26 protein-coding genes and 1 pseudogene are annotated in these 22,170 nt (G+C 63.8%); 18 read left to right on the top strand and 9 right to left on the bottom strand.

Annotated elements, in window-relative coordinates; all coding sequences use genetic code 11:
- Positions 1-56 precede the first annotated feature (56 nt).
- The 8 genes from E3374_RS06095 to E3374_RS06060 all read left to right on the top strand — a co-directional run bounded on the left by E3374_RS06095 (position 57) and on the right by E3374_RS06060 (position 7,246).
- A complete protein-coding gene (locus tag E3374_RS06095; protein WP_136688154.1) occupies positions 57-410 on the top strand; it encodes a DNA-binding protein in 354 nt (117 codons plus the stop codon).
- Complete coding sequence (locus tag E3374_RS06090; protein ID WP_136688152.1) at positions 411-1,004, top strand: DUF7411 family protein; 594 nt, start codon at positions 411-413, stop codon at positions 1,002-1,004. It abuts the gene before it with no gap.
- 452 nt (positions 1,005-1,456) lie between these two features.
- Complete coding sequence (locus E3374_RS06085; RefSeq protein WP_136688150.1) at positions 1,457-2,203, top strand: hypothetical protein; 747 nt, start codon at positions 1,457-1,459, stop codon at positions 2,201-2,203.
- Positions 2,204-2,251: 48 nt separating this feature from the next.
- Complete coding sequence (locus E3374_RS06080) at positions 2,252-3,208, top strand: 1,4-dihydroxy-2-naphthoate polyprenyltransferase (protein WP_136688148.1); 957 nt, start codon at positions 2,252-2,254, stop codon at positions 3,206-3,208.
- Positions 3,208-4,218 (top strand): o-succinylbenzoate synthase, encoded by a 1,011-nt coding sequence (gene menC, locus E3374_RS06075; RefSeq protein ID WP_136688147.1) that lies wholly within the window; start codon positions 3,208-3,210, stop codon positions 4,216-4,218. The genes E3374_RS06080 and menC overlap by 1 nt, the downstream gene beginning before the upstream one ends.
- A gap of 61 nt (positions 4,219-4,279) precedes the next feature.
- A complete protein-coding gene (locus E3374_RS06070) occupies positions 4,280-5,776 on the top strand; it encodes a class I adenylate-forming enzyme family protein (RefSeq protein WP_136688145.1) in 1,497 nt (498 codons plus the stop codon).
- A gap of 353 nt (positions 5,777-6,129) precedes the next feature.
- Complete coding sequence (locus tag E3374_RS06065) at positions 6,130-6,870, top strand: NRDE family protein (protein WP_136688143.1); 741 nt, start codon at positions 6,130-6,132, stop codon at positions 6,868-6,870.
- Positions 6,871-6,895: 25 nt separating this feature from the next.
- On the top strand, positions 6,896-7,246 hold the full coding sequence (locus tag E3374_RS06060) for a helix-turn-helix transcriptional regulator (protein ID WP_136688142.1): 351 nt from the start codon (positions 6,896-6,898) through the stop codon (positions 7,244-7,246).
- Between the two features lie 30 nt (positions 7,247-7,276).
- On the opposite strand, the gene E3374_RS06055 is transcribed toward E3374_RS06060, so the two are convergent.
- From E3374_RS06055 to E3374_RS06035, 5 genes are all read right to left on the bottom strand, one after another.
- Positions 7,277-8,473, bottom strand: coding sequence for a LolA family protein (locus E3374_RS06055; protein WP_136688141.1), 1,197 nt, complete (start codon positions 8,471-8,473; stop codon positions 7,277-7,279).
- A 55-nt stretch (positions 8,474-8,528) separates the two neighbouring features.
- A complete protein-coding gene (locus tag E3374_RS06050) occupies positions 8,529-8,933 on the bottom strand; it encodes a hypothetical protein (RefSeq protein WP_136688140.1) in 405 nt (134 codons plus the stop codon).
- A gap of 125 nt (positions 8,934-9,058) precedes the next feature.
- Positions 9,059-9,412, bottom strand: coding sequence for a hypothetical protein (locus tag E3374_RS06045; protein WP_136688138.1), 354 nt, complete (start codon positions 9,410-9,412; stop codon positions 9,059-9,061).
- On the bottom strand, positions 9,405-10,397 hold the full coding sequence (locus tag E3374_RS06040; RefSeq protein ID WP_136688137.1) for a DUF7490 domain-containing protein: 993 nt from the start codon (positions 10,395-10,397) through the stop codon (positions 9,405-9,407). The genes E3374_RS06045 and E3374_RS06040 overlap by 8 nt, the downstream gene beginning before the upstream one ends.
- A gap of 104 nt (positions 10,398-10,501) precedes the next feature.
- Positions 10,502-11,257: a DUF2797 domain-containing protein gene (locus tag E3374_RS06035; RefSeq protein ID WP_136688136.1), complete on the bottom strand. Its 756-nt coding sequence runs from the start codon at positions 11,255-11,257 to the stop codon at positions 10,502-10,504.
- A 113-nt stretch (positions 11,258-11,370) separates the two neighbouring features.
- Between E3374_RS06035 and E3374_RS06030 the strand changes: the two genes are divergently transcribed.
- From E3374_RS06030 to dnaJ, 8 genes are all read left to right on the top strand, one after another.
- Positions 11,371-12,060 (top strand): DsbA family protein, encoded by a 690-nt coding sequence (locus tag E3374_RS06030; RefSeq protein WP_136688134.1) that lies wholly within the window; start codon positions 11,371-11,373, stop codon positions 12,058-12,060.
- 4 nt (positions 12,061-12,064) lie between these two features.
- Complete coding sequence (locus E3374_RS06025; RefSeq protein WP_136688132.1) at positions 12,065-12,616, top strand: tRNA (cytidine(56)-2'-O)-methyltransferase; 552 nt, start codon at positions 12,065-12,067, stop codon at positions 12,614-12,616.
- 55 nt (positions 12,617-12,671) lie between these two features.
- Complete coding sequence (gene tfe, locus E3374_RS06020; RefSeq protein ID WP_136688130.1) at positions 12,672-13,196, top strand: transcription factor E; 525 nt, start codon at positions 12,672-12,674, stop codon at positions 13,194-13,196.
- Positions 13,196-13,885: a DUF2110 family protein gene (locus tag E3374_RS06015; protein WP_136688129.1), complete on the top strand. Its 690-nt coding sequence runs from the start codon at positions 13,196-13,198 to the stop codon at positions 13,883-13,885. The genes tfe and E3374_RS06015 overlap by 1 nt, the downstream gene beginning before the upstream one ends.
- On the top strand, positions 13,882-14,640 hold the full coding sequence (locus E3374_RS06010) for a DUF5803 family protein (protein ID WP_136688127.1): 759 nt from the start codon (positions 13,882-13,884) through the stop codon (positions 14,638-14,640). The genes E3374_RS06015 and E3374_RS06010 overlap by 4 nt, the downstream gene beginning before the upstream one ends.
- Before the next feature lie 84 nt (positions 14,641-14,724).
- On the top strand, positions 14,725-15,144 hold the full coding sequence (locus E3374_RS06005; RefSeq protein WP_136688126.1) for a helix-turn-helix domain-containing protein: 420 nt from the start codon (positions 14,725-14,727) through the stop codon (positions 15,142-15,144).
- A gap of 81 nt (positions 15,145-15,225) precedes the next feature.
- Entirely contained in the window at positions 15,226-15,927 is a 702-nt protein-coding gene (locus tag E3374_RS06000; RefSeq protein WP_136688125.1) for a competence/damage-inducible protein A, read from the top strand.
- Between the two features lie 285 nt (positions 15,928-16,212).
- Complete coding sequence (gene dnaJ, locus E3374_RS05995; protein ID WP_136688123.1) at positions 16,213-17,382, top strand: molecular chaperone DnaJ; 1,170 nt, start codon at positions 16,213-16,215, stop codon at positions 17,380-17,382.
- Between the two features lie 19 nt (positions 17,383-17,401).
- Here the strand turns inward: dnaJ and E3374_RS05990 are convergent, their stop codons facing one another.
- Together E3374_RS05990 and cysE are read right to left on the bottom strand one after the other, a co-directional pair.
- Positions 17,402-17,974: a DNA-3-methyladenine glycosylase family protein gene (locus E3374_RS05990; RefSeq protein WP_136688122.1), complete on the bottom strand. Its 573-nt coding sequence runs from the start codon at positions 17,972-17,974 to the stop codon at positions 17,402-17,404.
- Positions 17,975-18,034: 60 nt separating this feature from the next.
- On the bottom strand, positions 18,035-18,592 hold the full coding sequence (cysE, locus tag E3374_RS05985; RefSeq protein ID WP_136688121.1) for a serine O-acetyltransferase: 558 nt from the start codon (positions 18,590-18,592) through the stop codon (positions 18,035-18,037).
- 208 nt (positions 18,593-18,800) lie between these two features.
- Between cysE and E3374_RS05980 the strand changes: the two are divergent.
- Positions 18,801-20,752: pseudogene (locus E3374_RS05980) on the top strand (3-hydroxyacyl-CoA dehydrogenase NAD-binding domain-containing protein).
- A 63-nt stretch (positions 20,753-20,815) separates the two neighbouring features.
- On the opposite strand, the gene E3374_RS05975 reads toward E3374_RS05980, so the two are convergent.
- Entirely contained in the window at positions 20,816-21,205 is a 390-nt protein-coding gene (locus E3374_RS05975) for a response regulator (RefSeq protein ID WP_136688119.1), read from the bottom strand.
- 91 nt (positions 21,206-21,296) lie between these two features.
- Positions 21,297-21,467 carry a DUF7838 family putative zinc beta-ribbon protein gene (locus E3374_RS17090; protein WP_169051786.1) on the bottom strand — a complete coding sequence of 57 codons (171 nt, stop codon included), beginning with the start codon at positions 21,465-21,467 and terminating at the stop codon, positions 21,297-21,299.
- An 88-nt stretch (positions 21,468-21,555) separates the two neighbouring features.
- Here E3374_RS17090 and E3374_RS05970 point away from each other — a divergent pair, with 88 nt between their 5' ends.
- Positions 21,556-22,089 carry a cob(I)yrinic acid a,c-diamide adenosyltransferase gene (locus E3374_RS05970; RefSeq protein WP_136688117.1) on the top strand — a complete coding sequence of 178 codons (534 nt, stop codon included), beginning with the start codon at positions 21,556-21,558 and terminating at the stop codon, positions 22,087-22,089.
- Positions 22,090-22,170 lie beyond the last annotated feature (81 nt).

The following is a 22,170-nucleotide window of genomic DNA, read 5'->3' as shown; positions in this document are numbered from 1 at the left end:
TCCCGACAGTCCGTAGCGAAATCGTTTTGCCCGGGACCCGACAAGTAGTGGCTACCATGAGTGGAGAACCATCCGACGAGGAAATGGAGCGGCTCCGTGAGGAGCGCATGGAGCAGCTACGCGAGCAGGCGGGACAGGGAGAGGGCGAAGGGGAAGCCAGGGAAGCCGCACAGCAACGTGCGGAGGCCCAAAAGAAGGCCGTCCTGCGCAAGCACTTGACCGACGACGCCCGCAAGCGCCTGAACACCCTCAAGATGTCCAAACCCGAGGTCGCCGAGCAGGTCGAGAGTCAGCTCGTCGCCATCGCCCAGAGCGGGCGCATCCAGGGCAAGATCGACGACGAGAAGATGGCCGAACTCCTCCGCGAGTTGACCCCCGACTCCAAGAGCTTCGACATCAAGCGCCGGTAAATGGGTCTCGGGTTGTGTTTCAGCGGGGGGAAAGACTCCGCGCTCGCAGCGCTACTCGCCGATCCCTTCTTCGACGTGACACTCGTGACGGTCACGTTCGGCGTGACCGACGCCGCCGAGAATGCCCGCAAAGCCGCTGCTGGGCTCGGTTTGGCCCACGAGACGATCGAACTCGACCACGCGATCGCCGTGGAAGCGATCGAGCAGATGATCGACGATGGCTATCCCCGCAACGGGATACAGCAAGTCCACGAGTCCGCCCTCGAAGCCACGGCCGGGGCTGGGTTCGACACCGTCAGTGACGGGACCCGGCGAGACGACCGCGCGCCGACGGTGCCGCGGTCGTTCGCACAGAGCCTCGAAGATCGCCACGGCGTCCAGTACATCGCGCCGCTCGCGGGCTACGGCCGGGCGACGATCGACGATCTGGCTAACGAGTTGCTCCGGATCGAGACGGAGCCGAGCGAGCAACTGGCGAAAGGCGACTACGAGCACGAACTCAGGTCTGTGCTGGCGGATGAATATGGGGACGGTGTGATCGACGAAATCTTTCCCGAGCACGTTCAGTCGGTCGTGCGTGGGCGGCGGGAGTGAGATCGGCAGAGGAACGGCATTCTTATATCGTTATGTTTTGCTATCATTACCAATCGAAATATGAGTGGCGGGGGTTCGGGATCCGACGATGGCGATATCGACGACCTGCAAATCACCCGTGAAGAGGCACACCGGACTATTGCCAACCAGATCTAGACCCTCAACGATATCGATAACAAGGCTTCGCGGATACTCAGAATCAATCTCGTCGTTATCAGTATCATTCTGACGGCGCTCTCCATCGCAGCGAGTTCCCGGCCTGACGGGCCCGATCAACCGATGATCGATAGCGTGATGTTGGACTTTCTCAACGGCTATACCATCGGCGGCTTGGTGTTTTTGATTGCTTTTGCCGACCGGCCTTCCGCCTCCAACCCAGGGACGAGCGATTCTGCCCACTATTCGGAGATTTCACGTGAAATACTTCAACGGGCCGGACGCACCAGTCGTACATGGCCCTCCTGTTAGGACTCTCCGGTATACAACTGTTCGGCCTGGGACTCGGTGTAGCTGGATTGCTGGTCCTCACGGTCTCCGTCAGATACGTCTGGCGAGCCACGGCCGTCCTCCGTGCACAAGACGTCGATTCGATCGACAGCCTCGATTCGGGAACGCTCGTCCGGGTCTCCGGGACGATCGAGTCCATCGAGGATCCGATCACAACACCGTTCTCGGGTACCGACTGTGCGGTCCTCCGGTACGGTATCGAGGAACGCCGGCTGAGCCCCTACCTCCTCCCCTGGTTCGTGACGATCCACGAACGAACGGCAGCCCACCCGTTCACGCTCCGTACTGCCACCGGAACGGTCGCCGTCGTCGAAGCAGTCCGTACCGTCACGCTCGAAAAGAAGGTCGTCGCGACGGTCGGAGCGGACGAAGAGCCACCCGAGCGCATCGCAGATTTCCAGCGATCGGTATCCGGGGCGCCGGGCTGGACGATCTGGCGTGACCCGCCCCAGCCGTTCCGTCGGCTCGCCCGGACGTTATCGCTCGGTCGGCGCCGCTATCTCGAACAACGAGCGATCGAAAGCGATCGAGTGACCGCCGTCGGGCGGGTCGCCGAGGATGGTCTCGACCCGATCGTCGTTTCGGATCGTTCGCCGACCGACACGCTCGTCCGGATGGCGAAGACCTCTCTTGCCGGAGTGCTGATCGGTGGTGGGACCCTCTCGCTCGCGATCCTACTGTTGGTCATCTGATCGCGTAACTCCAAACATTGACGCCGATCCGGACCCGAGTCGACGACAATGAGTACGGCAGCGGCGGACATCTCGAAGACGAGGGCGTGGCTGATGGCCGCGCGGCCACAGACGCTCCCGGCGGGAACGGCGCCGGTGATCGTCGGCGTCGGCCTGGCGGTCCACGACGGCGTCTTCACACTGCTTCCGGCAGCGGCTGCGTTGATCGGCGCGCTCCTCATCCAGATCGCGACGAATTTCGCCAACGATTACTTCGATGCGATGAAGGGGACCGACGAACCCGACCGCGAGGGGTTCACCCGCGTCACGGCCGGCGGATTGATCGCGCCCCAGCAGGTCAAGGCCGCCATGGTCGGGACCTATACACTGGCGCTCGTGGTAGGTCTGTACCTTGTTGCCGTCGGAGGTGTGCCGATACTCGTGGTCGGCCTATCGAGCATCCTCGCCGGACTGCTCTACACCGGCGGACCCTACCCGTACGGGTACTACGGACTGGGAGATCTGTTCGTGTTTGTCTACTTCGGCATGATCGCGGTGACTGGGACGTACTACGTCCAGGCCGTCGCGACGCTTGACGTGGGGCTGTTCCCCATCTGGATCCCGCCAGGCACGGTCCCGACAGACGCCGTGCTGGCCAGCCTGGCCGCGGCAGGGCTCTCGACGGCGATTCTCGTAGTCAACAACATCCGGGACATCGAGAGCGACCGGGAAGCAGGCAAGCGAACGCTGGCAGTCATTCTGGGATATCGGTGGAGTCGGGTCGAATACGTCGTGCTGGTCGCGCTGGCGTACGTCGTCCCCGTCGCGTTGTGGCTCCTGGCGGCGTTCAGTCCGTTCGTCCTGCTGCCGCTTCTGTCGCTGCCGCTGGCGATCTCGGTCACGCGAACGGTCACGACCGAACGGAGCGGCGAGGCGTTGAATCCAGCGCTCGAACGGACGGGGAAACTCATGGCTGTCCACGCCCTGCTGTTTGCGGTCGGCCTCTCCGTCCCGACGGTGATCTGATGAAGGTCGAGCCCTTCTCGCTGTCGCTCTCAGAGCCACTCGCGACGGCTGCAGGCGATATCGGCTCCCGTGAGGGGTTTCTGGTGACACTCCAGGACGATGAGGTGCGGGGCGTCGGTGAGGCCACGCCGCTGGCTGGCTGGACCGAGTCCTTCGAGGAGTGTGAGCGGGCACTCCGGGCGGTAGCCAACGGTGATCGTGATCGCGCGGAGCTAGATCCGACGGAAACGCCCGCCGCCGCTCACGCTGTGGAATTAGCCCACGCCGACCTGGCGGCCCGCGAACGTGCGGTCCCGCTCGCGGAGTGGCTCGCCGAGGGATACCGAACGTCGGTCCCGGTCAACGCGACGATCGGCGATGCAGAGGTAGAAGCGGCGGCTGAGGCGGCCCGGAACGCTGTCGAGGACGGGTTCGAGACGGTGAAAGTCAAGGTCGGGGTTCGGTCCGTCGAAGCGGACCTCGAACGCGTTCGGGCAGTCCGCGAAGCAGTTGGCGACATCGATCTTCGCGTCGACGCCAACGGGGCCTGGTCGCGTCCGGAGGCGACGCGGGCGATCGAGGGACTGACGGACCTGTCGGTTTCGTACGTCGAACAGCCTCTGGCCGCGGACGATCTCACGGGTCACGCTGCCCTACGTGACCGTGGCGTCGGGATCGCGCTCGACGAATCGCTTCCCGAGCGGGGGGTGGATTCGATACTGGAGACTGACGCGGCGGATGGACTCGTTTTGAAGCCCATGGCACTCGGGGGCGTCCATCGGGCACGAGAGATCGCACTCCGGGCACGGGATCGGGGCGTCGACCCGGTGGTCACGACGACGATCGACGGCGCCGTGGCCCGGACGGCGGCGCTCCACCTGGCGGCCAGTCTCGGGATCGAGCGGGCCTGTGGATTGGCAACCGCTGATCGTCTGGCGGCGGACCTCGCCGTCGATCCGGCCCCCGTCAAAGACGGTCGCATGTCCCTTCCGGACGCGCCGGGGATCGGCGTCGACATCGGGATACGGTAGGCCTACAGGGCGATGAGAATTGGGGAGTCACTCAAGTGTGGGCCGGACGGATCCACTGATAATGCGTACTCTCGATACCTGGCCACAGATCGACCCGTTGACCGCCAGGGCGAGCGCGACCCCCGATCGGACGGCCGTGATCGAGGCAGCGACGGGAGCGACCTGGACATACGAGGAACTGTTCGACGAGGCCGATCGACTGGCCGGCTGTCTTCGGAAGGCCTACGACGGCCGGCCGGACCGCCTTGGGATCGCGATGCGGACGGGGATCGACTTCGTGCGGGCGACACACGCTGCCTGGCGGCTCGGTGCTGCCGTCGTCCCGCTTGACGTCCGGGAGCCGACCGAACAACTGGAGACACTAATCGAGAAGGCGAACCCGGACGCGATCGTCTGTACCGACGAGACCGCCGGCTCGGTCCCGATCGTCGAGGGACCTGCAATCCTCTCGGTCGACGGGTCGACGGTGCCCGGGGTGGACGCCGTTCCGGGAACCTGTGACGGGACAGATCCGCGCGCGCGATATCCCTCGGACACCCACGTCGTCATGTTCACCTCGGGGACGACCGGCGAGCCGGCGGGAGTTCGACTGACGCTGTCGAACCTTTTTGCCAGCGCGATCGCCTCGGCGTTCCGGCTCGGCGTCGACCGCGAGGACCGCTGGTTCGTTTCCATTCCGATGGCCCACATGGGCGGGTTCGCCCCGATCGTCCGATCGGCGCTGTACGGGACGGCGATGGTCCTCCAGTCCGAGTTCGATGCCGAGAGGAGCGCCGCCGTCATGGACGACTACGACGTGACGGGTGTCTCTTTCGTCCCGACGATGCTCTCGCGGCTGCTCGAATCGGGCTGGAAGCCTCCGGCATCACTCCGGTTTGTCCTCCTGGGCGGTGCCTCCGCCTCCCGAGACCTCATCGACCGTTGTCACGGCGAGGGCGTACCGGTCTACCCCACGTACGGCATGACCGAGACGGCCTCGCAAGTCGCCACTGCAACGCCGGCACAGGTCTTTGACAATCCCGGCACTGTGGGCCAGCCACTCATGTTCACACAGGTTGCCGTCATCGACGACGGCCAGTCGGTTGCCCCGGGCGAGACAGGCGAGATAGTCATCGAAGGTCCGACGGTCACGCCCGGCTACCTCGACGACGAGGAGACAGCATCCGTCTTCGACGAACACGGGCTACACACGGGCGACCTGGGCTATCGCGACGAGGACGGTCGACTGTACGTCGTCGGTCGTCAGGACGATCTCATCGTCACCGGCGGCGAGAACGTCGATCCCGACGAAGTCGCCGCGACGATCGAATCCCGACCCGACGTCGCGGAGGCGGCCGTCGTCGGCATCCCGGACGACGAGTGGGGCGAACGGGTTACCGCACTGGTCGTCCCGGATGGGGACGGCGCGCCGACGCCCGGTGACATCGAGGAGTCCTGTCGCGACGAACTGGCTCCCTACAAGGTGCCAAAGTCGATCGTCATCGCCGACGCGATCCCACGGACCGTCTCTGGGACGATCGATCGGACTGCGGTCGTCGAACAGATCCGGCACGGCTGAACGCAAAGACCACTGTCGCCGGCTGTGAACTACCCCACCCTACTCGCTCACCGCTGACGCGGTTCGCTCCTTGAGGGTGGGACTTCCTGTTTCGATGACGCGCTTTGCAGACACCGAATTGGTGTCCGTAGGGAGCGCAGTCTCCACAGGTCGTCCGAAAATCTCCGATTTTCGTGATCACGAGAGAGCTTTGCTCTCTCGAACGACTCCTTGAGGAAGGGGACTTAGTGCCTAATTCCCGTTAATCCACTCAGACGGATTATTGTAGATTCTTTCCGGATGACGCCAACCCCGGGGTCGACGGATACCGATACATCACTACAATAATCCGTATTAAGCCCGTATCTGTAACCGTGTGTACACTCGTCTTTGCCTGGCAGGTTTTCGGCGAGATCCCCCTTGCCGTGGCCGCCAACCGCGACGAGGCGATCGACCGACCGTCTGACCCGCCGACCGTCTGGGACACCGAGCCGGCGATCCTCGCTCCGCTGGACGGATCGGCCGGTGGCACCTGGATCGGTTACAACGAGCACGGAGTCCTGGCCGCGATCACCAACCGCTGGCTCGACGATTCGCCCTCTGGCGATCGCTCGCGCGGGCTACTCGTCAGGGACGTTCTCGGCACCGTCACGGCAGAAGACGGGGTGCGGCTGGTCGAACAGGAACTCCAGGCGGCGGACTACGATGGGTTCAACCTCGTCGTCGCCGACGAGAACGCGGCGATCTATCTGGAGTGGGACGGTTCGCTGCGGGTACGGACGCTCGAGCCCGGCGTCCACGTCGTCGTCAACGTCGGGTCCGACGGTCGCTATCGGATCCCCGAGCGCAGGGCCGAGGCGGGCCACGAACAGGCGGAGAACGCCGACGCACTTCGGACCGCACTTCAGCCCGAACCCGGCGAGTCCGGCGACGCGTGGCTCGACCGGGCAGCGGAGACGATTGCCGACCACGAGTACGGTGTCTGCGTGCACGAGGATGGATTCGGTACACGTTCCTCGTCGCTGCTGGCGCTTGGCGACGAGGAACGTGAGTACTGGTACGCCGACGGACCACCCTGCGTGACCGAATACGAACGCGTCGAAGGTCAGGTTTAAGCGGCGACCTGCCCCACAAGTGCACATGAGCAGCGCCGATCCCGAGACGGACCTCTCGGAGGACGAACGGCGGGGACTACAACTCATCAGGGAGACCGGCGGGATCCACCAGAGTGACTTCTGGAAGGAGTTGGACGTCAGTTCCCGCAAGGGGAGCCGGATCGTCGACTCGCTGGCCGACCAAGAGATGATCGAACGGGAGGAGGCCGTCTACGATGGACACAACACGTACTATCTGAAACCGACGGCCAAGGATCTCGACTTCTCGCTGTTGATGGCCGGAGACATGCTCTCGCCGTTCGTCGGCGACGAGGAGGTTGATCCCCGGAGCGACCAGTTCACCCAGTGGCTGATGAACCTCGCCTACGAGGAGTGACACGGGTCGACGACACTCCCTACCCGACGGTTACTCACAGCTGACCGACCGGGCGACCGTGACCAATTCCTCGGCCGAAACGCCCGTCCCGGCGACCGAGTATCGGGCGTCGTCACACGTCCAGGAGATCCGGAGTTCCGTTCCCAGATTACGGAGCGTCGCCGTCCGGTTGCCGACTGTTACTGACTGGCCCTCGGTTCCGGGCTCGTACCACGTCAGGTTGCTCTTCGATATCGTCACTCTCGCAGTCGGGCTGGCGTACTGGAGGCCGATACTCCGGACGCGTTGACCGACCGTCCTGGTCGCATCGACGAGGCTGAACGAGTCGGGTAACGACGGCTTTGGCAACGTGAAGGAACTCGCCGCCCGCAAGCCGGCGCGGTCGACGAAATGCATCTGTCGTGGTCGGTCCGCGTCCACCACGGTCACGTTCGCTGGTGGATCGAACCGGAACCGATCGTCCGGGAGGTCGGGATCGAACGTCACGTTCTCGTACCCGACTGTGATCGAGACGTTCTCGTCGCTCCGACGATAATCAGTGACTCGTTTGAGCGGCACGTACCACTCTTGATCGAGCCAGACTGTCTGGGTGAAATCAGAGACGAACGCTGAGGTGTTCGCATTCGACCGGAGTTCGATCACGTATGTCGAGCGATCGGCTACGGTCGCCGTCCCCTCGTAACTCACGGTTAGCGATCCAGCGACACCCATTGCAGAGCCGGCCTGCTCACCGTCAGTGGGAACCACAGGCAACGGACTGATATCGCTGCTCTGGGCCGTCTCGTCCGCGTCGGTGCGGTTGACGATCGCGAGTAGCTGTTCGATCCGATTAGGACTCCCCGACGGAACAGTGTTGTTTAGTTCGATCCTGACCGCGCGTTCGTCGTCATCGTCGTACAACCATAGCGTCCACCCGTCAGAGACCTTCAGATCGGATGCGGTGGATGTCCCGCCGACGACCTCGATCCGATATTGGCCGGTCCCGGGGCGACGCCAAACCCGTTCGATCGTCGTGATCGTTTCGTCGTCGCGTTCGATGACCGTCTCTCTGACGCCAGTCATCGCCCCCAGCGAGGCTTGCGCGTCGGAAATATTTGTTTCGAAAGTCGGCGATGTCCCCGGTGCGTCGACGGCCTCCCATACGCCGACAGTGGCAGTAGTGCCGACCAACAGGACGACGATGGCGAGAATCCAGGCCCAGCGTGATCGGAACGGATCGGACGCCATCGATTATCTCCGGAAAAAACTGACGTCGTGAAAGTCGTTTCGATCGTTTAACCGTCTATCCCTCGAGTGCGTCGGCAATCCGCTCGAGTTCCCGGCGGACGTCGTGGACCTCGTCCCGGAGTTTCCGCATCTCACGGGTGAGCTCTTCGTTGCCGCCGTCGCTCTCGCCCTCGTCCGGTCCCATCTGTCCCGGCCCTCGACCGCCGGGTCCACCCGGGCCGCCACCCATCATGCCGCTCATCATCTGGGCGAACGGGTTCCCTCCGCCCATGCCGGGACCACCGGGACCGCCCCCGCCCATGGCCTCCTCCATGCGCTCGCGGCGGTCCTCCATGTCCATGTCCTCCCCCTCCTCGGCGCGCTCCTGTCGGATCTCCTCGACACGCTCCCGGAAGGACTTCTCTTCGTCTCCGTCCGCTTCCTCGGCGTCGTTCGCCTCGTTGGGTTCTTCGTCCGTCATACACCGGGATTCGGCATGCCCCCGGAAAAGGATTGCCGTCCGTCGACAGTAGCGCATGGCACGAGGAACTGACTCGACAGTCCTGGCCGTACAGTCGATGTGTCAAGGACCGTGGCCTCACGCGATCAGTACTCGAAGCGACGCCGAAGCAGTACCGACAGCCCGATGCCGACCAGCCCGAGAACGACGAGATTGAATACCGTCCTGAAGATCGGCCGGTATTCGTCGGCGATCCAGACATCGATGGCCGAAAGCCCACCGGTGTAGGCCCCGAAAACAGCGACGGCACCGAGCAACGAAAGGAGCGCCAGTGCACCGAGTTCGACGTACCCGACGATCCGCTTTCGTCGGTTGACCGCCGGTTCTGTCCCCCGCGGGCTGACGGCTGATCCTGTACCCGAGTTCTCCGGTGACTCGTCGCCCTTTGCTGGCTCGGTCTGTCCGCCTTCGTCTACGTCGGTGGATGGTTCCTCAGTCATGACTGCCCCCGCGGATCCGCAGGACGATCCCAAACGAAGCGATCGCCAGTAACGCCGCCAGCGGCCCCAACCCCGGACCGGACGTCTCGGTGGTGCGTCTCTCCTCACCCGGTCCGCTCACGTCCGATTCCTCCGTGAAGTCCGCGGCTTCGAACGGGACGCTCTCGAAAGTCGTGTCCGCTTCGATTTCTCTGTCCGGATCGAGATCCGCGATCGACGAGGCCGAACTCACGATCACTCCGTCGTGTTTCAGGACCGCATCGAGGTGATACCCGTAGCCACTGGGGACCGCTAACTCCGTCGTCGGCGTGACTGTCTGCCCGGATTCGATCCGCCCAATGTCGACGCTTGCCCGGTCGGCGACGACGTTCGACTCCGACTGGCGGGCGACTACTTCGAGAGTCGCGCCCTCGGCGGACTCGACACCACTGTTCCAGAGATGGGTGCGGACCGACAGCGTGGTTCGATCTGCGTCCGTCTCTTCGATCGTGTAAGCGATCGTCGGAATCCCCGTCTCGAAGCGTTTGAACGTGATCGGAGTCGGGGAGAGCCCCTCGACGCCCTGGACAGATCCGCGTTCCGCGTCGATCCGGCGACCGTCCTCGTAGAGGATGGCGACGAGGTCGTAGCCCCCTTCGCGTTCGACTGTCAGGTTCGTTCTGACCCAGTGTTCGCGGTCGCCGGTGACCCGGCCGGGACTGGTCGTCGTCTCCGCGGCGAGGAGCCCGGACTCGCTATCGATCGCCCTGATCGAGAGCGAGACGTTCCGGGACGGACCGCCGCGGTGTCTGATCGCGACGCCGAACTCCAGGGTGGCCGCGTTCCCCGTGACGTCCCCGGGCGCGATGGTTACCTCCTCGACGTGGAGTCTGCCCGGCGCATCGCTCTCCTGGCTGGCGATCGTTCCGGGAACGACCAGTAGCGCGAGTACCGCGAGCAGACACGCGATTCCGACCCCCACGCCGAGATACACCTCGCGTCGCATACCTACTGCCCCACATGCTTGCGATAAGTATTTTCTGATATGGACGTTCTATTTTGAAATAATTCTCCGTTGGATCGAGCGATCCTGTCAGTTGAACGATCCCGTCAGTTGAACGATCCCAGACTGGTCTGGAGATCTCGGTCCGTCTCGCTCTCGGCAATCACATGGCCGACGAGGTTCCGCATGTCGACCCCATACGCCGTTCCGTTTCCTTCAAGGACGAGGACTCGCCCTTTGGTCCCCTGGATAGTGCCTGTCAACAGTGTCTCGGCGACTGGTCGGTCGACCAGCTCCAGGCCGTACTCGAAATCGAACCGATCGAGCACGTCGAAGTCAGCGAGCAGGCGTTCCCAGGCCGCGTCGTCGACCGAGCGGTGGAGCCCCGCCAGCTTGTGGTCGACCCAGACGCTGTCTCCCACTGATTCGGCGATGTCCATCTCGATCTGACGGGCGATCCGGCCGTTCTCGACCGTCCGGACGTGGGCTGCCCGGTCGGCACCCTGTTCGCGGAGGCGCGTCTCCAGTCGCCACGACCGGGTGACGCCGACTTTGAAATGAGCGGGGGCGAAGGCGGCCAGATAGATTGCGTGTTCCTCACGGCAACTCTCCAGGGGAAGATCACAGTCCCCCTGACAGCGGGCACAGGGCCAGCGGTCCGTGTGCTGGGGACAATACGGTGCAGCGTTGCGGTCACAGACGACGTGACGATCGTCGGTGATCGTGCCGGCACAGTGACGCTGCTCCAGGGTATAGGCGACGTCCGTTCCCGGATCTAGTGGCTCCCGACGAACGTTTCCGTCCTCGGCGAAGACCAGTTCAGCCGGTCCGTCAACGGCGCTCCGATACCCGACGATCTGCACGGTCTGGCCTAGCGGAGTGGGGCGTATAGAACTGCCGGGACGCTATCGAGTGACGAGTGCTCTTGCCGACGACGACGAACGACATAAGAGGGGCAAGCTACAATCGCTGGTCAATGACTCGAAAGATGACGCGTCGTGGGGCGCTCGCCGCGGGCACGGCACTTCTCGCCGGCTGTCTGGGTGCCAACGAGGAAACGAGCGCAGATCCGCCAGACGGCGCCGTAGCGAGTGCTCCGATCCCGGCAAACCCGGGAGAATACGAATACGAGACGATGGGCGACGGGGACGCGCCCGTGACAGCGACGTACGTCGCAAACTGGAAGTGTCCTCATTGTGCGGATTTTTCCTCGGGGTTCCTGGGGACGATCGTCGGGGAGTACGTCGAACCTGGAGATCTCTCTATTCAGCACCGTGCGCTCGCCTACACGAACCAGGGGCCCTGGATGGGACAGGACGCCCCGCGTGCGGCGGAGGCCGGACTGGCCGTCTGGCACACCGATCCGGACAACTACTGGGCGTATCACGAGCACGTGATGGCGAACCAGGGCGATCCGAGCGAGACGTGGGCGACGACCGACCGACTCGTCGGGTTCGCCGAGGACGTCGGCGTCAGCGACATCGAGGCCGTCCGGACCGCTATCGAGGACGGGACCTACGACGACGCGGTGCGCGCAACGGCGACTGCGGTCTCCCAGGCGGGCGTCACGTCGACGCCGACGCTCATCATCGACGGGCAGATCGTCAGCGCGCTCGACGAGTCGGCCGTGAGAAGCACACTGGACGACGCCCTCGCGAACGCCTGAATCAATGCGTGAGAATCCGCCGGTCGTCGTCCTCAGACTCGGTCACCGTCCAGGCCGTGACGAGCGCACGACGACCCACGTCGGACTGACAGCCCGGGCACTGGGGGCCGATCGACTCGTTCTCGAAGACGTCGCCGAGGGTCGCCGCGAGACGATCGCGGACATCACCGACCGTTTTGGCGGTCCCTTCGATGTCGAAGTGACCGATCAACCGCTGGGGCGGATTCGCTCCTGGGACGGTCAGATTGTCCACCTGACGATGTACGGCGAACCGATCCAGGACGTCGAGGACGATCTCCGGGCGGCCCATCGCGAGGAGCCGCTGCTGATCGTCGTCGGCGCAGAGAAGGTCCCCTTCGAGGTATACGAACGCGCCGATTACAACGTCGGCGTGACGAACCAGCCCCACTCCGAGATCGCCGCGCTCGCGGTCTTCCTCGATCGACTTTTCGATGGGGCCGAACTCGACCAGGAGTTCGAGGACGCCGATCAACGGGTCGTCCCGAAGGAGACCGGCAAGCGCGTGGTCGACGCCGAGGACGCCCCCGAAGGGTAAGCCAGCCACTGTCGGTTCGGTGAATTTAAACGACTCACGGACTCATGAACACCTAATGGCTTTTGAGGAATACCTGGAAGATCCCGTCATACAGAAGTACCTCCACGAGTTGGTGGGACCGAAGGGCATGCCCGTCGCCGCGGCGCCGCCCGAGGGAGAAGTGACCGACGAGGAACTCGCCGAGGAACTCGGTCTCGAGTTGAACGACGTCCGCCGGGCGCTGTTCATCCTCTACGAGAACGACCTGGCGAGTTACCGTCGCCTCCGAGACGAGGACTCGGGATGGTTGACGTATCTGTGGACCTTCGAGTACGACAACATCCCCGAACAACTCGAATCGGAGATGCACGACCTTCACGAGGGACTCGTCGAGCGCCGGGAATACGAACTCGACCACCAGTTCTACCTCTGTGAAAACTGTGGGATCCGATTCGAGTTCGAGGAGGCGATGGACTTCGGGTTCGAGTGTCCCGACTGTGGGTCCGCCCTGGAATCGATGGAAAACACGGCGTTAGTCGATGCCATGGACGAACGCATCGATACGCTTGCGGACGAACTCAACATCGACGTCAACGCCTGATGGTCGTCCTCGCTACCAAGTGTTACGTCAGCGGTGACGCTCGCGACCGGACGCTGGACTCGCTTCGCTCGCTACTGGACAACGACCTCGCGGACCTCGCGGTCGAGTACGACGTCGGCGTCCGCGAGGACGACTTCCCCTCGGTGACGCTTTCGGGCGAGGACGCCCCCGTCGCCCGGAACCTGCTGGCGGAGCACTGGGGAACGATCACGTCCCACTTCGAGACGGGCGAACGATACGTCGGCACCCTCGAGTCCTGGGACGACGAGGGGTTCGTCCTCGACGCGGGCGAACCGATCCGGATCCCGACTGAAGGGATCGGCCTCGGAGCAGGCTCGCCCGAACAGATCCGGACGCGCTTGGGCCTCGTCCAGCACGTTCCCCTGACGTTCGTTTACGAATCGGGTCCCGACGGAGACGTGCCCGCGACGGGACGACTGGCTGACGACCAGCGCGATCGTCTCTTCGACTGGACGCGCGGGGACGGCCGGGTCAACGTCAACAGCGCGACCCGGGCGGAGGTCCGGGCGACGGTCAACCGGGCCGGACACGCCGAGGACATCGTCACCGTCGAACGCCTCGGCCTGCTCGAACAGAGTATCGTCTGCACCGAAGGGACGGATCCGCCGGGACTGCTCGCAAGTATCGGCTCGTACCTGCCCGCCGAACTGCTCGCCGTTGTGCCATGACCGGACGGACGCGCCTCGCCCTCGCGGCGGTCGGATTGCTCGTACTGCTCGCCATCGCTGGCTGTCTCTCGCCAGTCAGCGACGCCGATTTGAAAGAGAACGCGACCTACGACTGGGAAGCCAACGCCTCGGCAACCTATCACATTTACACAAACAACTACACCGCGGTACTCGACCTGCAGAACCGGACGTCGGTAGAGCTCTACCTCGAAGACGCGCTCGGCTCGAACCAGGCGTTGCCGATCTCGGCGCTGCAGTTCCGCTACGAGAACGGGACCGTGGTCAACAACTCGGCTTTCGACGTGGATGCCGGGCGATCGAAAATAACCATCGAGCCGCCGGCCCGGAACGGAACGATGGCGTTCGCCGTCGAGCGATCCGGCCCGGACTTCCGGACGCCCGTCGTCGTCGACGGGTCACACGAGGTTCTCCTGCCACCCGGTCGGGAGATCGCTATCCCGTTCGTCTCGCGTGCCGTCCCCGGAGACTACACGACACGGACCGTGGGGGATCGTGTCGTGATCAGATGGGAGTCAGTCGATCGGGATTCGATCCTCGTGTCGTTCTACCGGGGCCGTGACGTGTGGCTGTTCGGCGGCCTGGCCGGGATCGTCCTGACAGTCGGCGCGGTCGGTCTCGTGTACTATCGCCGGCAGATTTTGAAACTCGAGGAGCGGCGGAAAGAACTCGGGCTAGACATCGATCAGGAAGACGACGATCCACGCGATCGCGGACCGCCGCCCGGGATGGGCTAATACGGTGTGGTTTCCCCGTCCGGGCACACCACCGGCTATCTATCTAACTGTGATTTTATTTTTGAGGAACACGTGTCGTTCCACATGGAATCGAACGGGGGGACGCACGAGGATGGAAGCGGGGAGGTATTCGATGCGTGGGTAGCCCTCCAACGGGCGACCGACGAGACGCGGGCGAACCTGCTCGCGGATGTCGTCGGTCACCCGAAGGGAGCGCCAAGCGTCCCAGAACTCGAGTACATGAACCCCAGTCTGGGAGTAGATGCTATCCGTCGGCACCTCTCGATTCTCCAGGAGGCCGGCGTGCTCGAGGAACTCGTCGTAGAACCCGGCGATCGCGTACGGGGCTTCCCCTACAAGTTCTACAGGCTGACCGACGACGCGCGAGCGCTGTTCGACCGGAACGACCTCTTCCCGAAGGATGCCTGGCGTCGGCAGTACGATCGCGTCCAGAAAACCGGTGAGATCGCGGAGATCGAGTCGATGCCCCGGCCGTCGATTTGATCGGGAAGCCGCCGCGACGCCCACAGACCTGGCCGTCGACCGTGCGTCACCCCTTTGTCTGTCGGGTCCCGACGCCGTGACATGCGCGTCGGGTTGGTCACGATCGGCGACGAATTGCTGGCCGGGGAGACAGTCAACACCAACGGGGCCTGGCTGGCTGAGCAACTGGCCGAGCGAAGCGTTCGCGTCGAGCGGATCGTGGTCGTCCCGGACCGGATAGAGGACATCGCCGAGGTGGTCGACGACTACCGGCAGCGCTACGATGCTGTCATCACGACCGGCGGGATCGGTCCGACCCACGACGACGTCACGATGCGGGCTGTCGCAGAGGCCTTCGACGTCAGTCTCGAACGGAACCAGGCAGCCCTCGAATGGATCGAATCACATCACGGCTACACTCGGGAAGACCTCACCGAGGAGACGGCGGACATTCCGCGGGGCGCGCGGATGATTCCAAATCAAGAGGGCGTCGCACCCGGCTGTGTCCTCGCGAACGTCTACGTTCTGCCGGGTGTGCCCGAGGAGATGAAAGCGATGTTCGGGGAGGTAGCGACTGACTTCTCGGGGGAGTCGATCCACGTCGAGACGGTCTACGCGGCCGAACCCGAGAGCGCACTGCTCGATCGGATCGAAGCGGTCGGCGAGCGTTTCGACGTGACGGTCGGTAGCTATCCGGGGGAAAACGTCCGACTCAAATTATCGGGCAACGATATCGGAACAGTATCCGCAGCAGCCGGATGGCTCCGCGAGCGCGTCGAATCACCTGATGAGACAGGTGATTGAATCGACTGTCGACGGTAGAGCAGGCCCGTCACCGGACGAGATGACGCCACCATGCCAACGCGAGAAGGATGCTTCCAGCCCCGACGATACCGCCGGCCACGTTGATCAGCGTCGCGTCCACGCCGGACGCCAGTGGGACGAACATACGCCCTCGTTGCATCCGGTGCGACATAAAAGATCGTTCCACGACAGTCCGCGTTCGGTGTTCCCGCAGCGGTGGGACAGCGACCGGCGTCGGTGACCCGGGCTTTTGAAGTGTCTCAATCGCATACCCCGCGATAACGAATGAGCGAGGACTTCTACGAGGTTCTGGGTGTCTCCCGGGACGCAGGCGAAGAGGAGATCCAGGAGGCCTATCGCGAGAAGGCCCGCGAGTACCACCCGGACGTCAGCGACGACCCCGACGCAGAGGAGAAGTTCAAGCAGGTCAAGAAGGCAAAGGAGGTCCTCACCGACGAGGAGAAGCGCCAGGCCTACGACCGCATGGGTCACGAGCGCTTCGAGCAAGCCGAAAAACGCGGCGGGTTCGACGACCGAAGCGGGGGCGCCGGACGCGCCGGTGCCGGCGGCCGTGCCGGAGGCGACCCCTTCGGCGGTGGTGGTCCGTTCGGCGACATGGGCGATATCTTCGACCAGTTCTTCGGCGGTGGTGGGAGCCGTCGACGGGATCGGCCCCAGCAGGGTCAGGATCTGAAGACCAGGTTGACGATCGACTTAGAGGAGGCCTACGAAGGAATCGAGAAACAGTTCAGCGTGACGCGGCCGGAGACTTGCTCGGACTGTGGCGGCAGCGGTCATCCGCCGGGAGCGGACAGCCGGACCTGTCCGGAGTGTGGGGGCCGTGGGCAGGTGACACGCGTCCAGCGAACGCCGATGGGCCGCGTCCAGCAAACGACGACCTGTTCGCGCTGTGAGGGTGAAGGGACGCTCTATGAGGACACGTGTTCGACCTGCCGGGGTGACGGACAGGTCCGCACCGAGGCGACGCTGTCCGTCGAGGTTCCCGCCGGGATCGAGAGCGGGCAGAGCCTCCGAATGGAACGGGAGGGCGCGCCGGGTGAGAACGGCGGCCCGAACGGTGACCTGCTCATCGAGATCGAGATCGACGATCACGATGAATTCGAACGTGACGGCGACGATCTGCACTACACCGCACCGATCACGTTCCCGCAGGCCGCCTTCGGCGACACGATCGAGGTGCCGACCTTCGAGGGTCCCGTCGAGGTGGAGGTTCCTTCGGGAACCCAGAGTGGCGAGACGTTCCGCCTGCAGGGCAAGGGGATGCCACGGCTGCGTCGCCGTGGCAACGGTGATCTCTACGTCACTGTGCAGGTCTATACGCCCGAATCGCTCAACGACGAGCAGCGCGATGCCCTCGAACAGTTCGCCGAGGCCAGCGGCGAAGAGATCGAGGTCGAGCAGGGCTTTTTCGAGAAGATCAAGAGTTCGCTGTAGGCCGCTGTTGCCCGTCTCCTCAGTCTAGGGCACGCCAGAGATATAGCGACGCGATCGACCGGTAGGGCCGCCAGCGTTCGGCCCGGTCGATCATTGCGTCCCGATCGAGGTCATCATCGTCGATCTCCTGAATTCCCTTCCTGATCCCGAGATCTTCGACCGGGAAGACGTCCTCGCGGCCCAGTGCGAACATGCAGAACATCTTCCCTGTCCAGGGACCGATTCCGGTGATTTCCGTCAGTTCGTCGAGTACCTGATCGTCTGAATATGCCGCGAAGTACTCCCGGTCGTACCCGTGTTCGTCGAACGCGACAGCCACGTTGCGAACCGTCTGTCCCTTTCGTTTCGAGAGGCCAACATCCCGGAACTTCTCGACCTGCACGTCGCGTAACGCCGTCGGCGTCACGTCGAACTGTTCGAAGAGTCGCTCCTCGATGGCGTCGGCCGAAGCCATCGAAAGCTGTTGGCGGACGATCGAAACGACTAGCCGCTCGAAGGGGTCTTCGGCTGGTTCGAGAGCGAGCTCGCCGTAGTCGGCCACGAGGGGAGCCAAAGCTTGATCCTCACGGAGGTGATCGTACGGGTCAGTCACACGAGAAAATTGGCACGGGACAGCAAAACGGATTCCGATCGGTTGCGTTCTCGACCGGGGTCAGTCGTCGTCCTCGCCGGCGACGGGCGCCTCGATTGTCGCCGCGCCGTCGTCGATCGGTTCCGCGGGAACGCCGGCGACGGTCGTTTCAGCGGGGACGTCCTCGATGACCGTCGCGCCGGCGCCGACGGTGGCGTTCTCGCCGACCGTAATGTTCCCGATCAACGAGGCGCCGACACCGAGCGTGGCACCGTCTTCGATCGTCGGATGGCGCTTCTCGCGGCGCATCGAATTACCACCGAGAGTGACGCCGTGATACATGAGGACGTCATCGCCGATTTCGGCTGTCTCGCCGATCACGACACCCATGCCGTGATCGATGAACAGTCGATCGCCGATTTCGGCGGCGGGGTGGATCTCGACACCCGTCAGCAGGCGGGCGAAATGAGCGAGCAAGCGGGCGGTGAGCTTGTATCCGCCGTTCCAGAGTGCGTGGGCGACCCGGTAGATCCAGACGGCCTGGAGGCCAGGATAGGTGAGGATGACCTCCGCGGTTCCCTGGGCGGCAGGGTCCTTTGCCTTCGCCGTGCGTACGTCCTCGCGTATTTCCTGAAGCATGTATTTCGAGAGCGCGTCCCGGTCAGCGGCCACTTCCGGGTGATGGGTTAGCCGGCCGACCGGGGATGGGTGTCCGGACTAGCGGCGACGCTCACTTAAACCCGTCCGATCCGGATCACACGATCGGCGTGCCCGCGGGCATATTTACATGGTCGATTATGTTGGGGGAACTTTCAACTGTTCGCCAGTCGACTGTTCTCACGAACGCATGACTGTAGACGACATCGACACGCTCGCGGTGCTGGGTGCGGGGACCATGGGCCACGGGATCGCGGAGGTCGCCGCCCTCTCGGGCTACGACGTCAGGTTGCGGGACATCAACGAAGAACTCGTCCAGGACGGATACGACCAGATCGACTGGAGCTTAGAGAAGATGGCCGACCGGGAGTACATCACCGAGGCGGAGGCCGATGCCGCCCGGGGCCGGATCGAGCCAGTCGTTCCGGTCGAGGACGCCGTCACCGGTGCGGACGTCGTGATCGAAGCTGTCCCCGAGGACATCGACATCAAGGAAGACGTCTACCGAGAGGTCGACGAGTACGCACCGGAACACGCGATTTATGCGACCAACACCTCCAGCCTCTCGATCACGGACCTCTCGGAACTGACCGAGCGGCCGGGGCAATTCTGTGGGATGCACTTCTTCAACCCACCGGTCAGGATGGATCTGGTCGAAGTCATCCGGGGGGCACACACCGACGACGAGACCCTCGAAACCATCGAGGCGCTCGCCGAGGCCCTCGGGAAGACACCGGTCCGCGTCCGCAAGGACAGCCCCGGGTTCATCGTCAACCGGATCCTCATCCCGATGCTTAACGAGGCCGCCTGGCTGGTCGAAAACGACGTTGGGACGATCGAGGAAGTCGACGCGACCGCGACCGAGAACCTGGGGCTGCCGATGGGTGCATTCGAACTGAGCGATCAGATCGGCAACGACGTCACGCTACACATCCTCGAGTATCTCCAATCTATCGTGGGCGACGCCTACGACCCTGCGCCGCTCCTGGAGGCGGCGGTCAACGAGGAGCGCCTCGGCCGCAAGACCGACGAGGGATTCTACGACTACGACGACGGCGGTGCCGACTACGAGGACGCTGACACTCGCGCGGAGGTCGAACACCGGCTGTTGGCCGTGATGGCCAACGAGACGGCCACCCTGCTCGACAACGACGTGGCGACGCCCGACGCTATCGACCAGGCGATGGGACTCGGTGCGGGCTTCCCCGATGGCCCGGTCGCGCTCTCCGAGGACGTCGGACTGGAGGCCCTGGTCGAGACGCTCGACGCCGCTCACGAAGAGACCGGTGCCGAGCGCTACGTCGCCGCCGAGTACCTGCGGACGGCAGCCGACAGCGGGGGGTTCGACGCATGAGTGTCGACGCCGATTACGAGACGCTGTTGGTCGACATCGAGGGCGGGATCGGACGCATCACGATCGACCGTTCCGAACGGATGAACGCCATCAGCCCGACGCTGCTCGAGGAGTTAACCGACGTGATCGAGGCGCTCGACACGGACGGCGACGTGCGGGCCGTCGTCCTCGCTGGATCGGGTGACCGGGCGTTCTCCGCCGGTGCAGATCTCTCGGCGATCACGGAGGGGAGTGCCGTCGACGTGGCCGACCTTTCCCGCAAGGGTCAGGAGGCCTTCGGCGCCGTCAAGGAGTGTTCGATGCCGGTCGTGGCCGCGATCGACGGCTTCTGTCTCGGTGGCGGGATGGAGCTGGCAACCCACGCCGACCTGCGGATCGCGACTGAAGACGCCGTCTTCGGCCAGACAGAACACAATCTGGGACTGATGCCCGGCTGGGGCGGTACCCAGCGCCTCCAGCGGCTCGTCGGCGAAGGACGCGCCAAGGAGATCGTCTTCACCGCTGATCACTTCGACGCCGGGACGATGGCCGACTACGGGTTCCTCAACGAGGTGCTTCCTGAGAGCGATTTCGACGAACGCGTCGACGAACTCGCGTCCAAACTCGCGGCGGGCCCGCCGATCGCCCAGGAGCTGACCAAGCGGGCGATGCACAGGGGTCAGGACGACGTCGAGGCGGGACTCGAAATCGAGGCGCGGGCGTTCGGCCTCCTGCGGGACACCGACGACCTACTCGAGGGGATCGACGCATTCCAGGAGGACCGCGATCCCGAGTTCACCGGCGAGTGACGGCTCGATACGTTCGACGGGTTCCGTCGTCGGCGTCAGCGTGCGTTGACGGTCTCCAGTCGCTCAGTCGTCGACAGTGTCGACGATGTCGGTAGCGAGTTCTGCATAGCGTTCAGTGCCGGTCCCTTTCTGTACATAGCCGTCGATGGCGTCCGCGTCGAGCTGTGCCTCGATCTCTGACCGGTCGCGACCGGTAAAGAAAAAGAAAGGGAGTTCCGGATCATGGTCGCGGACGGTCTCGAGGAACTCCACACCAGTCATCCCGGGCATCGTATAGTCACTGACCACGCAGTCGACGGCATCCGGATCAGTCTCGAGGACGTCCAGTGCTTGTGCCGTCCGGGTCACCGTCTCGACATCGAGACGCTCGGATTCACGCTCCAGGAAGGTGGCGGTGATGTCGAGAATGTCCCGGTCTTCGTCGACGAGCAGGACGGTGATCGACTCGGGCATTGACACTATTTACCGTAAGACCCCCTGCTTCTTGTATTTTGAGATAAAGCCGACGGATCCCCGTGAGTTCGAGTCGGGAAACGAACGGAGTTCAGGCCGGCGCTTCGATCGAGTGACCCGGTTCGATGTTGACGACGCTGAATCCACACTCTGGACAGCGCCACTTGACTTTCGTCCCGAGTTCCATCGTCGTGCGAGCGGTTCGGACGAACGCACGGGTCGTCTCACACCGCGGGCAGTGTCGTTTCGATGTCTCGGCCATACCTGTACTCGGTCGGCGATCACCCTCAACGTTTGGGCGCCGGCCATTTTCGTCCGGGATTAAGAGTCTCGAGCCACTTGGAGAGACCATGTCACTGTATACCGGTCGCGGTGACGACGGCAATACCGATCTTCGAGACGCCTCACGGGTATCGAAGGCGGGATCGCGCATCGAAGCCTACGGCACAGTCGACGAACTCAACGCCCTGCTTGGTACGATCCGACCCACGGGAGACAATGACGTGGACGACGTCCTCGGGAGCGTCCAGAACCACCTGCACGTCCTCCAGGCGGAGTTCGCGAACCCGAGTCCCGGGGACGACCCGACTATCGAAGTCACTCACGTCGAGGGACTCGAAGCCTGGATCGACGAGTTCGACGCGGAACTCCCGCCGCTGGAGTCGTTCGTCCTCCCGAGCGGGTCTGAGACGGGGAGTGCACTCCATCACGCCCGAACAGTCTGTCGGCGAGCCGAACGACGTGCGGTCGCGCTGGCCGAGGAGACAGGAACGATCCGGGAACAACCACTGACGTATCTGAACCGACTGTCGGATCTGTTGTTCGCGCTGGCACGACTTCGGAACCACCGTGAGGGCGTCCCCGAGGAGTCTCCCACGTACTGAGTGCTGACAGCAAGGCCGTTCATGGACGGGTCGCTACCGAACAGGTCGCCACAACCGTTTTGTTCCTGGTTGGCATATTAG

This window comes from Halorhabdus amylolytica, from assembly GCF_004944975.1.
Taxonomy (GTDB): Archaea; Halobacteriota; Halobacteria; order Halobacteriales; family Haloarculaceae; genus Halorhabdus; species Halorhabdus amylolytica.
This window is presented reverse-complemented; position numbering and strand designations above follow the sequence as displayed.